The sequence below is a fragment of the Haloleucobacter albus genome (assembly GCF_052492075.1).
Genome location: NZ_JBQWAS010000030.1, coordinates 168,990 through 183,769, shown reverse-complemented (window position 1 = coordinate 183,769; position 14,780 = coordinate 168,990). Strand labels below are relative to the sequence as shown.

Sequence of the window (14,780 nt, the reverse complement as noted above, 5' to 3'; positions counted from 1 at the left end):
TGTGGACGTGCGAGAGTTTGATATTCCGGGCGTGAAACTTGTGACGCCGGCGCGGTTTGGGGATCACCGTGGTTTCTTCAGCGAAACCTGGAATGATCGCCTGTTCCGCGAACAGGTGGCGAATGTCACCTTTGTTCAGGACAACCACTCGCTTTCCGGCGCGAAGGGCACGCTGCGCGGCCTGCATTTCCAGAAACCGCCAACAGCCCAGGGCAAGCTGGTGCGCGTGGTGCGTGGGGCAGTGCTGGATGTGGCGGTGGATATCCGCCATGGCTCACCCACCTTTGGCAAGCATGTGGCAGTGGAACTGAGCGCGGACAATGGCGCGCAACTCTGGATTCCCGAAGGCTTCCTGCATGCCTTCTGCACGCTGACGGAGAATGTCGAGTTTCTCTACAAGGTCACCGATTATTACAGCCCGCAGGATGATGGCGGCGTGATCTGGAACGACCCTGATCTGGGCATTGAATGGCCTGTGGGGGCTGAAGGTCCGGTGCTGTCCGGCAAGGATCAGGCGCTGCCGCGCCTGCGTGATCTGCCCGCCTATTTCACCTATGGCTGAGCCAGCGCCCCACGGCGGAAAGTGAACTGACATGCGTATTCTCGTGACCGGCGGGGCCGGCTTCATCGGTTCGGCCGTGTGCCGCCATCTCATCCGCGATACGGCCCATGAGGTCATCAATGTCGACAAGCTGACCTATGCGGGCAATCTCGCCTCGCTGAAGGCCATCGACAATGATCCGCGCTATCGCTTCTTTCAGGCCGATATCTGCGATGCGACGGCCATCGGGGCCATATTCGAGGAGACGCAACCGGATGCCGTGATGCATCTGGCCGCCGAAAGCCATGTGGATCGCTCCATCTCCGGCTCACGCGCCTTCATCGAGACCAATGTGCTCGGCACCCATGTGATGCTGGAAGCCGCCCGCGCCCGCTGGAACGCACTGGAGGGCGCGGCGAAGGAAGCCTTCCGCTTCCTGCATGTCTCCACCGATGAGGTCTATGGCTCACTGGGCGTGGATGGCCTGTTCACCGAAACCACGCCCTATGACCCCTCTTCGCCCTACTCGGCCTCGAAGGCGGCATCAGACCATCTCGCCGTGGCCTGGCACCGCACTTATGGGCTGCCGGTTGTGGTCTCCAACTGCTCCAACAATTACGGGCCCTATCACTTCCCGGAAAAGCTCATTCCGCTGGTGATCCTCAATGCGCTGGATGGCAAGCCCCTGCCGGTTTATGGCGATGGCTCGAATGTGCGCGACTGGCTGTTTGTGGAAGACCATGCCCGCGCCCTGCTCACCATCCTCACCACCGGCCGGCTGGGCGAAACCTATAATGTGGGTGGGCGCAATGAACGCTCGAACCTTCAGGTGGTCGAGACCATCTGCGATACGCTGGACCGGCTGCGTCCGGCGCAGAAGCCCCGGCGTGACCTCATCACCTTCGTGACAGACCGCCCCGGCCACGATCATCGCTACGCCATCGACGCCACCAAGCTCGAAACCGAACTGGGCTGGAAGGCGCAGGAGAATTTCGACACTGGCCTTGAGAAGACCGTGCAGTGGTATCTTGATAATGAATGGTGGTGGGGCCCGCTGCGTTCCAAGGTGTATGGCGGTGAGCGCCTCGGCCTCGTCGAAGAGAAAAAGGGCGCCTGAGCCCCGGAAAGATTGCGCGCCAATGGCGCGACACAGGAGAAAAGGCCATGAAGGGCATCATTCTGGCGGGCGGCAGCGGCACGCGCCTTCACCCGCTCACGCTTGTCACCTCCAAGCAGCTCATGCCGGTCTATGACAAGCCGATGATCTACTACCCGCTCAGCGTGCTGATGCTGGCGGGCATCACCGAGATCCTCATCATCTCCACCCCGCATGATCTGCCGCAGTTCCAGCGCCTGCTGGGCGATGGCAGCCAGTGGGGGCTCGAATTCTCCTATGCCGAGCAGCCCAGCCCGGATGGTCTGGCGCAGGCCTATATCATCGGGGCGGATTTTGTCGCCGGCCAGCCCTCCGCGCTGATTCTGGGCGACAATATCTACCACGGCCACGGCCTGCCCAAGCTGCTGGACGCCGCCACCGCCCGCCCCGAAGGTGCCACCGTATTCGCCTATTATGTGAATGATCCCGAACGCTACGGCATTGTGGAGTTCGACAAGTCCGGCCAGGCGCTGTCCATTGAGGAGAAGCCGAAAGAGCCGCGTTCCAACTGGGCGGTGACAGGCCTCTATTTCTATGATGCGCAGGTGGTGGAGATCGCCGCCAACCTCAAGCCCTCTGCACGCGGCGAGCTGGAAATCACAGATGTGAACAAGGCTTATCTGGAGCGCGGCCAACTTCATGTGGAGAAGATGGGCCGCGGCTATGCCTGGCTTGATACCGGCACCCATGACAGCCTTGTAGATGCAGCCACCTTCGTGCGCACCATCGAGAAGCGTCAGGGCCTGCGCGTGGCCTCGCCCGAGGAAATCGCCTTCAACAAGGGCCTCATCGACGCCAGCACCCTCTTCGCCCTCGGCCAGAAGCTCGGCAAAAGTGATTATGGCCAGTATCTCATGCGCCTCGCGCGTGAGAATGAACTCTGAGCCGCAGGCTGCACTGATCTGCAAGGGAAGAAATAAAAAGGGGCTGGCCTTCCGGGCCAGCCCCTTTTGCATTTAATGCGCGGGAAACTGTCCTATCACCCGCCGCGCGGCAGCAGCCAGGAGAACAGATTCTTGCTGCGGGCTGGTTTCACATCATCCGGCAGGCTGGTCACCACCACCATATGGGTGATCTCACCCCGCCGATAAGCGGCCAGGAAGCGATCATAATCCTTGAAGGAAATGCAGCCGTTGGAATCCCCGCGCGCGCCCATCAGATAGCTGTGCGTCAGGAAGCCGTTGCGCCCATACATGCGCCCGGACCCGACCGGATGCATGCGCAATGCGGCTACGCCATGGAACAGCGCTTCACGCGGAGTGAGGCGATAGGTATTCGGCGGCGTCGGCCCCAGATTGCGCACCGCGACATAACGCGGATTGTCAAATTTGTCGCCAAGGCCGGAATGAGCCTCAAGCTGGTCGCCATTGGGCATGTACACGACCTGCCCTGAAATATCATAGACCGCGAACCGGTTTTCCCGCGTCGGCAAGGTCACATTGGTATGGCTGGGAATGCGACCGGGCGGCGTCGTGCGGCGCGGCGGCGCAACCCGCTCGGGCGAGCGCGCGGCAGGGGCTGTCGCGGATGCCTCGGGCGGTGCCTCGGTGCGCCCGAGTGAAGCCATTTGCTGGCGTTCACTCCGCCCCAGCGGGTGGCTCAGCGGCAACGGCGCAGTGGCCATGTCCGAATCCAGCAGGGGCGTATCCGTCGCCCCCATGGGGTTGGGCGCCGGCACCGGCACGCTCACCACAACGCGCGCCTCAGGCGCGACATCCCGCGAAACAATCATCCCCGAAAAGCGCCCGGCCACACCGGAAGAAGGCGAACGCAACACCCAGTTAGGGTCAATATCCACCCACCCGGATGGCGGGAGGCCGGCCGTATCGCCCACCACCCCACCGACAGAAGCCATGGAATAACGGTTCGTCACCGGCTCACGCCGCATCTGGGCCAAGGTGTCCGTCTCTGCACCGGAAAGCTCCGCGGAAACCGGAGATGTCTCGATATCAGGGGAGGAACTGATCCAGGCAACGCCCTGTGTCGCCACCAGCAATGCCACGCCAACAACGCCGAGACCAATGGCCGCCACCGGCATCAAACGGCCAAAACGGCTTTTGCCCAGAGCATCAAACCAGCCCTGTCGGCTGGCGGGCTCATCCATCATGTCCTCATCGGGGGCCGATTGCGACCAGTCGGTCCGGGCCCATCCGGCCGGGTCTTCATCCTCCCGCTCAGGGCGGAAGAACCGACCGGCCGAAACCTGATCGTCGTCATCATGGCCAGCCCGGCCATGGTGCCGCTCTTCATTCCGGTCCCACATCGGATGCGTCATGATCCCCGTTCTCGAACAGATGTCCGCATGAATGGCCGCCCCCATGCCCAGCCCGAACATATCATCAGGCCCGGCACTGTTCACGGCTCACAATTCAAATCATTCCGTCACTTTTGAGGCCAAGCGCGGCTTTTTTCGCATTTTGCGGGCCGCAGGCTTCAAAAATAGCCGGCTTTCATTGCACTCCCGACGAAACATGGGGGCTGCAAGAGCCACATGCCGCCACTCATGCCGCAGTTTGGGCTGTTTTGGTAAATATAGTCTTGCCCTCGTAAAACCGTGACTCCACAGCCTTCCGGCAGGCCCTCACCCGGTCGTATCCCCACCCTTGGGGCGGCATTCACAACCTGCCCGCCTCGAAGAGGATGCGTCGTGCCTGTGGTGCGCGCTATAAGGCTCACAGTTTCAAGGTTGGAACCGGAACGCTCCATTCATGACCTCCCCATTTGATGCTGGCCAGATCGCCCGCGCGCAAGCCCGTTCTTCCGGTTCCGAGCCGCCCGGGACGATAACACCGACACAGACCGGACCCGCCAAAACCGGAGGGGCCCAGACGCCGGACGAGCTTCTGACAGCCTTCAACCGTCTGGCCGAGCATATGAACCGCTGCATTCTGGGGCAGGCGGATTTCGTGCGCCTGCTGCTGGTTTCCGTGCTGGCGGATGGCCACCTGCTGGTGGAAGGCGCGCCGGGCCTGGCCAAGACCAAGGCCATCAAGGCGCTGGCCCAGGCGATCGACTGCGACGACCAGCGCATCCAGTTCACGCCGGATCTTTTGCCCTCCGACCTCACCGGCACGGATATCTACCGCCCGGAAGATGGCAGCTTCCGCTTCCAGCCCGGCCCGGTGTTTCACAATTTCATTCTGGCCGACGAAATCAACCGTGCCCCGGCCAAGGTGCAGGCCGCCCTGCTGGAAGCCATGGCCGAGCGGCAGGTCACGGTGGGCGGGGTCACCTATCCCCTGCCCCAGCTCTTCCTCGTGATGGCGACACAAAACCCCATTGAGCAGGAAGGCACCTATCCGTTGCCGGAAGCCCAGCTCGACCGCTTTCTTCTGCATGTGAAGATTGATTATCCCGACCTTGCCGCCGAACGGCAGATTCTGCGCCTCGTGCGCGGAGAGGCCCATGGCGAGACAGTGGAGTTCGGCACGCCACTGCCGCAGAATGTCATCTTCGCGGCCCGACAGGCGGCACTCGCCACCTATATGTCTGAAGCGGTGGAAGAATATCTGCTGCAATTCGTTCATGCCACCCGCAACCCCACCCTTTATGGGGCAGACCTGGAAGGGCTGGTCTCGTTCGGTGCCAGCCCGCGCGGCACCATTGCGCTGGATCGCTGCGCCCGCGCGCAGGCCTGGCTGGCCGGGCGTGATTATGTGGTGCCCGAGGATGTGCAGGCCGTACTGCTGCCGGTGCTGCGCCATCGCGTGCTGCTGAGCTTCGAGGCGCAGGCCGATGGCATGAGCAGCGATACATTTCTGGAAGCCCTTCTGGCCCGCGTGCCGGTGGGCTGAAGAGCGGACAGTGCCGATGGCCGCCTCCCTGCGCCCCCACCCCCATTACGGGCTGTTCGCCCCTCTGGATGAGCTGATCGCCATGCAGCCGGCCGAAGGGCTGGGTGGCTTTGCGCCTGGTGGCAAGGTGCGCACCCACCAGTTTGGCGGCCACCGCTCCGCCTTTCGCGGGCGCGGCATGGAATTTGACGAGGTGCGCGCCTACCAGCCCGGTGACGATATCCGCACCATTGACTGGCGGGTGACCGCCCGCACCGGGCGTACCCACACCAAGCTGTTTCAGGAAGAGCGCGAGCGCCCCGTGCTGCTGCTGATGGATGCGCGCCACGCCATGCGCTTCGGCACCCGTGAGCGCTTCAAATCGGTGCAGGCCGCGCGGGTGGCGGCAATGCTCACCTGGGTGGGGCTGGCCGGGCATGACAGGGTGGGCGGCGTGCTGCTCTCACCTGATGGGCTTTCCGCCTATCGCCCCGAACGCAGCCGCAGACGCATTCTGCATTTTCTCAAGGCGCTCTCGCAGGCCACACGCAGCGGGCTGGCGCTGGAGGAGGATGCACCCGCCCCGCCCTCTCCCGATATGGAACCAGACCTCGCCACGGCGCTGGACCATCTGCGCATCGCCTCACGCCCCGGCACACTGATTTTCCTCATCAGCGATTTTGACGATTTCAACGATACCGCACAAATCGCCCTGAACCGTCTGGCCGCCGCCCAGCAGGTCACGGCCCTGTTCATTCATGACAAGCTGGAGGAACAACTGCCCCAGCGCGGCCATTTCCGCCTCAGCGATGGCGAAGAAGTGGCCCTGCTGGATGCCGGCAACCGCATACAGCACAAGACATGGGCAGCCCATTTCGCGGCAAGGCGGGCGCGTGTCGAACAATTCTGCCGCCGCATGGGCATCGCCTTCCTGCCCCTGCGTACGGATGAAGACCCCGGCATCATCCTGATGCCCGGCCAGATGGGCGCCATGGGGTCGGCGCGGGGCAGGGCGGGACGCAAGACGCAACCGGGTGCGCCCCATCGCGGGGTGGCAGCCTGATGGCGCAGCCTCTTCCTCCCGCTCAGGCCACCCCGGCAACGGCTCCTCTCTCGGCCCAACAAGCCGTGCCCCTCACACCCGAGAACAGCGTTCCTCTGGATCTGCTGCGGCCGGATGCGCCCTTGTCGCTCGATCCGGGGCAGGACCCGCTGGAGCGCCTGCGCGATATTCATCTGCCGCCGGATGTACCCTTCTGGCCACCGGCTCCGGGCTGGTTCATTCTGGCCGGGCTTGCACTGTTTCTCGTGCTGTTTCTGCTGTGGCGCGAATGGCGCTGGCGACACTCCCTCGCCTACAAGGCGCTGAAAACGCTGGAGGCCGAAACGCACAATGCCGGCAGCCGGGCCACGGCAGCCGCAGCCGCCACCGTGTTCCGCCGCATTCTGGTGAGCCGGGGCAAAACCCATGAGGCCGCGCTCGCAGGCCCGCCATGGCAGACGTTCCTTCAGGCTGGAAAGACCGGTTTGCCGGAAGAACTGGCCCTGTTGGTGGCACAGGCCCCCTATCTGCCTCCCCAGGATATGCAGACAGCCAATGCTGCGGATACGGTGCTGCGGGCCACACTGCTGAAGGCCGCCCAACGCTGGGTGCGGAGCAACGCATGATCAGCTTTCAGTGGCTCTGGGCACTGGCCGCCCTTCCCCTGCCTCTTCTGATGCGCCTGCTGCCGGCGGTGCAGCCGCGCAAGGCTGGTGCGCTGCGCGTGCCCTTCTTCCGTGATCTGGTGACGGAAGGTCTTCTGGCTCCGGGCGGGCGCAAACCCCGGCGCGGACGGCTGGCCCTGATGAGCCTGATCTGGATTTTGCTGGTGGTGGCCGCCGCCCGCCCGGCCTATATCGGCCCGCCCGTGCCCATTCCGGTGGAAGGACGCGATCTGATGATGGCGGTGGATCTTTCCGGCTCCATGGCGCGGCGCGATTTCTCCGTCAGCGGCATGCCGCTGGATCGCCTCACCGTGGTGAAGACTGTGGCGGATGATTTCATCGCCCGCCGTAGCGGCGACCGCGTGGGGCTGATCCTGTTCGGCACACGCGCCTATATTCAGGCCCCTCTCACCTTTGATCGTAACGCCGTGCGCAGCCTGCTGTCGCAAGCCTCCATCGCCATGACGGGGCAGGAAACCGCAATTGGCGATGCGATCGGCCTTGCGGTAAAAACCCTGCGGGACCGGCCGGAAGACCAACGCGTGCTCATTCTGCTCACCGATGGAGCCAATACGGCCGGTGTTTTGGGGCCGATGCAGGCCGCCGGAATCGCGAAGCGCGAGCATGTAAAAATCTACACCATCGGCGTGGGGGCCGACGCCTCCGCCGGCAATATGTGGATGGTGAACGCCTCCAACGATCTGGATGAGAAGACCCTGGCGGATATCGCGCAGATGACGGGCGGACGCTATTTTCGCGCGCGGGATACGGCGGGGCTCGCCGCCATCTATGAAGACATCAACAAGCTGGAACCGACCGCCGGAGATCCGCTCTTTCTCCACCCCACGGTGAGTCTGTTTCCATGGCCTCTGGGGGCGGCATTGGCGCTGAGCCTTCTCATGGGCCTTTATATGGGCCTGTTCTCCGCCCGGCCCCGGCGTGTGAAGCAGGAGACGCAACCATGATGGATGGTCTCTCCCTTCTGCCAGCGAGTTTTCATTTTCTGCGCCCCGAATGGTTGCTGGCACTACTGCCGGCGTTTCTGGTGGCATTACTGGCCGGGCGCGGTCTGAGGCGCGGACGCAGTGACTGGACCGGCATTGTGGATACCCACCTGCTGGCGCATCTGGCCATTGGCGGCAGGCGTGCAGGCCAGAAGAATGGCGCAAAAGCGGGCGGCGGGCGCTGGCCGGCGCTGCTGCTTCTGCTCGGCTGGGTGCTGGCCAGCCTGGCCATGGCCGGCCCCACCTGGCGCAAGCTGCCCACCCCGGCGCTCGACCGGCTGGACCCGACCGTACTGGCGCTGAGCCTTGCCCCCGGCATGGACATGACAGACACCTCCCCCAGCCGCCTTGTCGCCGCCCGGCACAAGATGGAGGATATTCTCCAGCGGATGCGCGGCGGGCAGGTGGGTTTCATCGTCTATGCAGACAGGCCCTTCGTGGCCGCACCGTTGACGGAAGATGCCCGCATTATCGCGGCCATGCTGCCGGAACTCTCCACCGATCTTATGCCCGTGCCGCAGGATCGGCCGGAACGCGCCATCACCCAGGCTATCGCCCTGCTGCAAGGGGCCGGAGCCACCACCGGGCGCATCGTGCTGCTGACCCATGATGCCGGCGATCAGCCCGGAGCCACCCTCCGCGCGGCCGAAATGGCGGAACAGGCTGGTTATACGGTCAGCTTCATTTCAATCGGCGAGACGAGCCCCGATGCCGAAGACGCCTTGCAGGCGGCGGCGGATGCCGGCAAAGGCGCGCTCGCGCCCATGTCCATCGACGATACGGATCTGGACACCATCTTCACCGGCCCGGCGCGGGCCTCGGCCTCCAATCCACTGCATGATACCGGCCTGACAGCCGACACATGGCAGGATATGGGGCCATGGCTGTTGCTGCCACTTCTGGTGATGGGAGCGCTGGCCTTCCGTCGTGGCTGGCTGGCCGGGCTGATACTCGCCCTTTTTCTACCGCTTGGCGCGCCCTCCGCACTGGCACAAGAGGCACAGCTACAGGCACGGGAACGGACACCACAGACGGCCTCCACCCCAACCTCTGCCGCCCCGCCTTTGCCCGCCTCACCGCCGGAAATGGAGCGCTGGCGCAATCTGTGGCAACGGCCAGACCAGCAGGGCGCGCAGGCTTTCGAGCTGGGTGATTTCAGCGATGCTGCACAGCGCTTTGAAGATCCGGCCTGGCGCGCCAGCGCCCTCTACAAGGCCGGCCGGTATGAGGCCGCCGCGCAGGCCTATGCGCATGTGCCGAATGCGGATTACAACCGCGGCAATGCCCTCGCCCGCGCTGGCAAGCTGGAAGAGGCGCTGACCGCCTACGACGCCGCCCTCGCCGCCCGGCCTGATGACGCCGACGCCCTGTTCAACCGTGACCTCATCGCCGAGCTTCTGAAAAAGCAGCAGGATGAGCCCCCGCCAGACAATGGGGGTGGGCCAGGCAATTCCGGGGGCTCCGGCTCGCAGGACCAGCAGCAGGATTCCCAGCAGCAGAGCCCGCAGCAGCAAGATCAGAAACAGGACAATCAGCCGCAGGAATCCAAGCCCGAGGATGGGGAGAATGAACCCCAGCCCCAAAAGCAGGATGCGCAGAATCCGGGCCAGCCCCCCCAGCCGGAACAGCAGCCGGGCGACCGGAAGGACGGGCAGGAAGGCAGCAACCCGCAAAAGGCTCCGCAACAGCCCCCCCGGCCAGACAACGCGCCCGGCTCCGATCAGCAGCAGGATCAGAACCAGCAGGAGGAAGGCAAGGACAAGCAGGACGAGCAGCACCCGCCGCAGGATCAACCCGCGCAGAAAGACCAATCCCCCCCGCAAGAGCCTGCACCCGCCCAGCCGGCCGATGACCCGCAGGAAGCCGGCCCAGAGCAAGGCGGACCAGACACCGCCGGGCAAAAGGAAGGCGCCGATGCAGCAGGCGGCTCCACATCCGTCAATGCCCGCCCGATGACCGAGCAGGACCAGAATAGCGAACAGGCCCTGCGCATGGTGCCGGATGACCCCTCCGGCCTGCTGCGCGCACGCATTCGCGCTTATTATGATGGCGGGCCTGTCAGTGTCGGAGAAGAGTGAGATGCACCATTCATCCGGCCCGGCTCCCCAGCTCTCGCGCCCTGCGCTGCGCAAGGCAGGGCTGGCGCTCTTCACCTGCGCAGTGCTGATGGCGACAGACCCATGGCCGGGCCTGTCCGCCATGGCGCAGGCCCATGATGAAGACCACTCCAACGCACCGCTTGATGCCCCCGCCCTCACCAGCCGGGTGGACCGCACCGTGGTGGCGGCCGGAGAAAGCTTCAATTATGTCCTCACCCTTGCCAATGGGCAGGGGCGTTCCCCACCCGATCTGACTCCCCTGCTGAAAGATTTTGAAGTGGTGGACCGCCGGCGCGCCAGCCGCGCCGAAATGAAGCATGGCCACCATCTGCATCTGGATGAGTGGGTCATCACCCTTCAGCCCAAACGGCTGGGCACCCTCACCATTCCTCCGCTGACGGTGAACGGGCTTACCTCCAGAGCGGCGCGTGTGCAGGTGGTGCCAGCCGCCCCGCTGAAGGCTACCGGCGACGCCCCGCTTTTCGTGCGGGTGGCAGCCGGAGCCGGGCCCGCCTTCGCCCAGAGCGACATTCCCGTAACCGTGCGCATTTATGACCGCATCGGCATGGTGCGCGGCTCCATGGAAAAGCCGGTGGCCGAAGGGGCCACATTCACCGAGGATGGCGACCAGCGCCAATATCTCAAGACCATCGACAACAAGCGCTATCGGGTGCTTGAGCAAAGCTACCTCATGCGGCCCCAGCGCAGCGGAGAGATACGGATTGAACCCCTGCGGCTGGAGGCGACGGTTTCCAGCTTCCAGGGCAGTTCCGCCGCATCGGACATGGCCGGGGTGCTGGGTCGGGGGATGGACCCCGGCCATCGCCTGGAGCGCAATCTCACGGTGCGCTCACAGCCGGTTTCCATCACCGTGCAACCGCGCCCGGAAGGCGCGAAGGGCTGGTTCCTGCCTGCCCGGAATGTGACGCTGCGCGAGGAGTGGTCCACCCCGCCAGACAAGGCCCGCGTCGGACAACTGCTGACCCGTACACTTATTCTTGAGGCAAAGGGCTCCACATCAAACCAGCTTCCCCCGCTGTCCATCAGCCCCGTCGCCGGGCTGCGCCAGTATGAGGACCATGCCGAGGCCGAAAATGTCTGGGTGGGAGATGAGATGGGCACACGGCTGGAGAAGGTCATCTCCATCATGCCAACCCAGCCGGGAACAATGGACCTCCCTGCCATTGATGTGCCTTGGTGGAACCTGACAACCCACCAGCAGGAAAATACCCGCCTTCCGGCCATCACCCTCAAGGTGGAGGGTGATGTGATGGCAGCGGCCGTTCCGCCAGCCGCCGCGCCTGATGATGAGAGTACAGCTTCCAGTGCCTCCCCCTCCTCCATCCTGCCGGAGCAACCGCCGATGCAGCGGCTGACATCGTGGCTGGGGCCGGTGTGGCAACAGGTGCGCCCCCATTGGGCGGTGCTTGGAACAGCGACTTTCGGAGCCCTCGCCCTCATTCTGCTGGCGCTGGGCCTGAAGCGACGGCGCGCAGCCTCGCAGCCACGACAGCCAGAGGCGCGCTCTCCCAAGACAGCTCCTGATATTTCGGAAGAGGAAGCCTTCGCCGCGCTGGAAATCGCCTGCAAGGCTCATAATGCGACACAGGCTCATGCCGCCTTTCTGCGCTGGAAACAGCAGGCACCGCGCACCATATGGGTGGAAAGCCCTATCCCGGCAGAACTGGAACATTTGCGCCAGCATCTTTATGGCAATGCGCCGGGTCTCTGGAATGGAGCCGGCCTGCTCAAAGCCCTGCGTCGAGCGCGCAAAATACAAAAGCGCGCCCCCTCCCGCCCCCATGGGGCCCGGCTGGCGCCGCTCTATCCCGAGGCGTGACCTCGAGCCCTTTTTCCCCAAACAAAACGGGGGCCGCATGTTGCGACCCCCGCTTCAAAATACATCGTCTGACAGAAGCCGGCTCAGGCCAACTTCATCTCCGGCACATCAGCCGGCACGATGAGACGGGCAGAAGTGGCCTTCACCACATCCTCAACGCTCACGCCCGGCCCGCGCTCGCGCAGAACAAGGCCTTCATCGGTGGGCTCGATCACCGCCATTTCGGTGACAATCAGGCTCACACGACGCGCCGCCGTCAGCGGCAATGTGCATTCCGGCACAATCTTCGGCGTACCGCGAGCGGTGTGGACCATGGACACGATGACCTGCTTCGCGCCGGCCACCAGATCCATCGCGCCGCCCATGCCCGGCACCTTGTGGCCCGGCACCATCCAGTTGGCGAGATAGCCCCGTTCATCCACTTCAAGGCCACCAAGAACAGTGATGTCCAGATGACCGCCACGGATCAGCGCAAAGCTCATGGAGCTGTCAATGGAGGCTGCACCGGGCACAGCGGTAACAAAACCACCGCCCGCATCCGTCAGGAAGGGATCTTCCATGCCTTCCAGCGGATGCGCGCCAAGGCCGATCAACCCGTTCTCGGCCTGAAAGAAGACATCCGAATTCTTCGGCAGATAGTTGGCCACCATGCTGGGCAGACCAATGCCCAGATTGACCAGCATCCCCGACTTCAATTCCAGCGCCACGCGCCGTGCGATGACTTCCTTGGCGCTCATGACCGGCTTTTCAGTGGTGTTTGCAGTTTCGGTCATCACGCAGCCCTCGCCAGAAGATGGTCAACCAGAACGCCCGGCGTGTGTACGGCATCCGGGGGAATCACGCCAACGGGCACGATCATGACCGGCTCCGCAATCACGGTTTTGCCGGCCAGGGCCATGGCCGGGTTGAAGTTCCGCGCCGTCAGGGCATAAGCGAGGTTGCCCACATAGTCCGCCTGATGGCAAGCCAGCAGGGCGAAATCCGCATGAAGCGGCTTCTCCAGCAGGTAGGTCTTGCCGTCCACGTCCACCTTCTGCTTGCCGTCTTCGACAGGGGTGCCAAGGCCGGTGGCCGTCAGCACACCGCCAAGGCCCATACCGGCGGCACGAATACGCTCCACCAGCGTGCCCTGAGGCACCAGTTCCACCTCGATCTCCCCGGAAATCATCTTTTCCTGGATCTCGGGGTTGAGACCGATATGGGTCATGATGGCTTTTTTCACTGCCCCGGCGTGGACCAGCGCACCAATGCCCTTGCCCGGCACGCCAGCGTCATTACCGATGACTGTGAGATCCTTCACCCCGCGGGCCACCAGCGCCTCAATGATGCGGAATGGCGTACCCACAGTCATGAAGCCGCCAATCATCAGGCTGGCCCCATCGGGAATAAGCGCTGCGGCTTCCTCGGGTTTGATTGCTGTTTTCATGGAAGCTCTTCTCCCTCAGGCCTTCTCTACTCTACTGCTGCTCGGCCAGCAGCCGCTTGGCCGCGCGTGCAATAACCAGTTCCTCGTTCGTGGGAATGACCATCACGCGGGTACGGCTGAACTCGGTACTGATGACCTGAGCATTTGCCTCGTTCTTGTTCGTGTCGACCTCAATACCAATCCAGGAGAGGTCCTCACAGATGCGACGACGGATTTCGACAGCGTTTTCACCAATACCGCCGCAGAAGACCAGCGCATCCACACCCCCGAGCGTGGCCGCCAGGCCACCCAGCTCACGACGAATGCGGAACACGAAATAATCAATGGCCTCGTGCGCCTCGGGCACCTGAGCATTCAGCAGCACGCGCATATCGTTCGAGATGTCGGACAAGCCGAGCAGACCCGACTTGTAATAGAACATGTCGCGCACCTGATCGACGCTCAGCCCTTCCTGCTGCTGGAGATAGAAGATCACGCCCGGATCAATCTGCCCGCAACGCGTACCCATCGGCAAACCGTCCAGCGGGGTGAAACCCATGGTCGACGCCACGGAGCGGCCATTGAGAATGGCGCACATGGAAGCGCCATTGCCCAGATGCGCCACAACGACGCGCCCGGCAAAAAGCAGGGGAGCAATGCGCTCCAGCTCACCGGAAATATATTCATAGCTCAGGCCGTGGAAGCCGTAGCGACGCACGCCCTTGTCATAATATTCCCGCGGAATGGCGAAGGTGTCATTCACCTTGGGATGCTTGCGGTGGAAGGCGGTATCGAAACATGCCACTTGCAAGGCATCGGGAAAATGAATCTTCGCGGCTTCCACGCCGGCAATATTGTGCGGCTCATGCAGTGGGGCGAGCGGCGAAAGGCTTTTGAGCTCCTTCAACACCGCATCATTAATCACCACCGCCTTTGAGAAATGCGGGCCGCCATGCACCACGCGGTGCCCCACCACGGATGCTTTTGCCGCCGGAAACTTCTCGCGCAGCAGGGCCAGCGCCGTATTGAGCGCAGAGGAATGATCCTGCGCCTGCACGGCCGCCAGATCCTGCTTCACAGCCGGCTCATTCAGACCAAACTGGGTCTTCAGCTGCGGTTGACCGCCAATATTCTCCACACCGCCAACGGCCATGAGCTGCGGCTCACCTGCACCGGCGATGTTGTACATGGAGAATTTGAGCGAAGACGACCCAGCATTCAGGGTCAGCGTAACGGGAAGGGTCATTGGTCGCAA

The 14,780-nt window shown here is 63.5% G+C and carries 13 protein-coding genes; 9 read left to right on the top strand and 4 right to left on the bottom strand.

The window, feature by feature from the left end:
- Position 1 precedes the first annotated feature (1 nt).
- The 3 genes from rfbC to rfbA are packed head-to-tail and all read left to right on the top strand — an operon-like array spanning position 2 to position 2,581.
- Entirely contained in the window at positions 2-562 is a 561-nt protein-coding gene (gene rfbC / locus ACT6QH_RS14345; protein WP_444975508.1) for a dTDP-4-dehydrorhamnose 3,5-epimerase, read from the top strand.
- Between the two features lie 31 nt (positions 563-593).
- On the top strand, positions 594-1,658 hold the full coding sequence (rfbB, locus tag ACT6QH_RS14340) for a dTDP-glucose 4,6-dehydratase (RefSeq protein WP_444975507.1): 1,065 nt from the start codon (positions 594-596) through the stop codon (positions 1,656-1,658).
- Positions 1,659-1,705: 47 nt separating this feature from the next.
- Positions 1,706-2,581, top strand: a complete 876-nt coding sequence (gene rfbA, locus ACT6QH_RS14335) for a glucose-1-phosphate thymidylyltransferase RfbA (protein WP_444975506.1) — start codon at positions 1,706-1,708, stop codon at positions 2,579-2,581.
- Between the two features lie 95 nt (positions 2,582-2,676).
- Here rfbA and ACT6QH_RS14330 read toward each other — a convergent pair whose 3' ends face one another.
- The gene (locus ACT6QH_RS14330; protein ID WP_444975505.1) at positions 2,677-3,972 is read right to left on the bottom strand and encodes a DUF2778 domain-containing protein; all 1,296 of its coding nucleotides are present in this window, start codon (positions 3,970-3,972) and stop codon (positions 2,677-2,679) included.
- 433 nt (positions 3,973-4,405) lie between these two features.
- On the opposite strand from ACT6QH_RS14330, the gene ACT6QH_RS14325 reads away from it, so the two are divergent.
- Genes ACT6QH_RS14325 through ACT6QH_RS14300 form a run of 6 tightly spaced genes read left to right on the top strand, consistent with a single transcriptional unit; the run spans position 4,406 to position 12,120 of the window.
- Positions 4,406-5,491 (top strand): AAA family ATPase, encoded by a 1,086-nt coding sequence (locus ACT6QH_RS14325; RefSeq protein WP_444975504.1) that lies wholly within the window; start codon positions 4,406-4,408, stop codon positions 5,489-5,491.
- Between the two features lie 16 nt (positions 5,492-5,507).
- A complete protein-coding gene (locus ACT6QH_RS14320; RefSeq protein ID WP_444975503.1) occupies positions 5,508-6,533 on the top strand; it encodes a DUF58 domain-containing protein in 1,026 nt (341 codons plus the stop codon).
- On the top strand, positions 6,533-7,138 hold the full coding sequence (locus tag ACT6QH_RS14315) for a DUF4381 domain-containing protein (protein WP_444975502.1): 606 nt from the start codon (positions 6,533-6,535) through the stop codon (positions 7,136-7,138). The genes ACT6QH_RS14320 and ACT6QH_RS14315 overlap by 1 nt, the downstream gene beginning before the upstream one ends.
- Positions 7,135-8,142: a vWA domain-containing protein gene (locus ACT6QH_RS14310; RefSeq protein WP_444975501.1), complete on the top strand. Its 1,008-nt coding sequence runs from the start codon at positions 7,135-7,137 to the stop codon at positions 8,140-8,142. The genes ACT6QH_RS14315 and ACT6QH_RS14310 overlap by 4 nt, the downstream gene beginning before the upstream one ends.
- A complete protein-coding gene (locus ACT6QH_RS14305; protein WP_444975500.1) occupies positions 8,139-10,259 on the top strand; it encodes a tetratricopeptide repeat protein in 2,121 nt (706 codons plus the stop codon). The genes ACT6QH_RS14310 and ACT6QH_RS14305 overlap by 4 nt, the downstream gene beginning before the upstream one ends.
- A 1-nt stretch (position 10,260) precedes the next feature.
- On the top strand, positions 10,261-12,120 hold the full coding sequence (locus ACT6QH_RS14300) for a BatD family protein (RefSeq protein WP_444975499.1): 1,860 nt from the start codon (positions 10,261-10,263) through the stop codon (positions 12,118-12,120).
- 83 nt (positions 12,121-12,203) lie between these two features.
- Here the strand turns inward: ACT6QH_RS14300 and ACT6QH_RS14295 are convergent, their stop codons facing one another.
- Genes ACT6QH_RS14295 through ACT6QH_RS14285 form a run of 3 tightly spaced genes read right to left on the bottom strand, consistent with a single transcriptional unit; the run spans position 12,204 to position 14,771 of the window.
- Positions 12,204-12,857: a 3-oxoacid CoA-transferase subunit B gene (locus tag ACT6QH_RS14295; protein WP_444975562.1), complete on the bottom strand. Its 654-nt coding sequence runs from the start codon at positions 12,855-12,857 to the stop codon at positions 12,204-12,206.
- A gap of 35 nt (positions 12,858-12,892) precedes the next feature.
- On the bottom strand, positions 12,893-13,546 hold the full coding sequence (locus tag ACT6QH_RS14290) for a CoA transferase subunit A (protein ID WP_444975498.1): 654 nt from the start codon (positions 13,544-13,546) through the stop codon (positions 12,893-12,895).
- A gap of 31 nt (positions 13,547-13,577) precedes the next feature.
- Positions 13,578-14,771, bottom strand: a complete 1,194-nt coding sequence (locus tag ACT6QH_RS14285; RefSeq protein ID WP_444975497.1) for an acetate/propionate family kinase — start codon at positions 14,769-14,771, stop codon at positions 13,578-13,580.
- Positions 14,772-14,780 lie beyond the last annotated feature (9 nt).

Coding starts and splice junctions, on each gene's coding strand:
- ACT6QH_RS14330 (WP_444975505.1), bottom strand. CDS start 3,972: ATGACGCATCCGATGTGGGACCGGAATGAAGAGCGGCACCATGGCCGG.
- ACT6QH_RS14325 (WP_444975504.1), top strand. CDS start 4,406: ATGACCTCCCCATTTGATGCTGGCCAGATCGCCCGCGCGCAAGCCCGT.
- ACT6QH_RS14295 (WP_444975562.1), bottom strand. CDS start 12,857: ATGAGCGCCAAGGAAGTCATCGCACGGCGCGTGGCGCTGGAATTGAAG.
- ACT6QH_RS14300 (WP_444975499.1), top strand. CDS start 10,261: ATGCACCATTCATCCGGCCCGGCTCCCCAGCTCTCGCGCCCTGCGCTG.
- ACT6QH_RS14310 (WP_444975501.1), top strand. CDS start 7,135: ATGATCAGCTTTCAGTGGCTCTGGGCACTGGCCGCCCTTCCCCTGCCT.
- ACT6QH_RS14290 (WP_444975498.1), bottom strand. CDS start 13,546: ATGAAAACAGCAATCAAACCCGAGGAAGCCGCAGCGCTTATTCCCGAT.
- ACT6QH_RS14305 (WP_444975500.1), top strand. CDS start 8,139: ATGATGGATGGTCTCTCCCTTCTGCCAGCGAGTTTTCATTTTCTGCGC.
- rfbB (WP_444975507.1), top strand. CDS start 594: ATGCGTATTCTCGTGACCGGCGGGGCCGGCTTCATCGGTTCGGCCGTG.
- ACT6QH_RS14315 (WP_444975502.1), top strand. CDS start 6,533: ATGGCGCAGCCTCTTCCTCCCGCTCAGGCCACCCCGGCAACGGCTCCT.
- ACT6QH_RS14320 (WP_444975503.1), top strand. CDS start 5,508: ATGGCCGCCTCCCTGCGCCCCCACCCCCATTACGGGCTGTTCGCCCCT.
- ACT6QH_RS14285 (WP_444975497.1), bottom strand. CDS start 14,771: ATGACCCTTCCCGTTACGCTGACCCTGAATGCTGGGTCGTCTTCGCTC.
- rfbA (WP_444975506.1), top strand. CDS start 1,706: ATGAAGGGCATCATTCTGGCGGGCGGCAGCGGCACGCGCCTTCACCCG.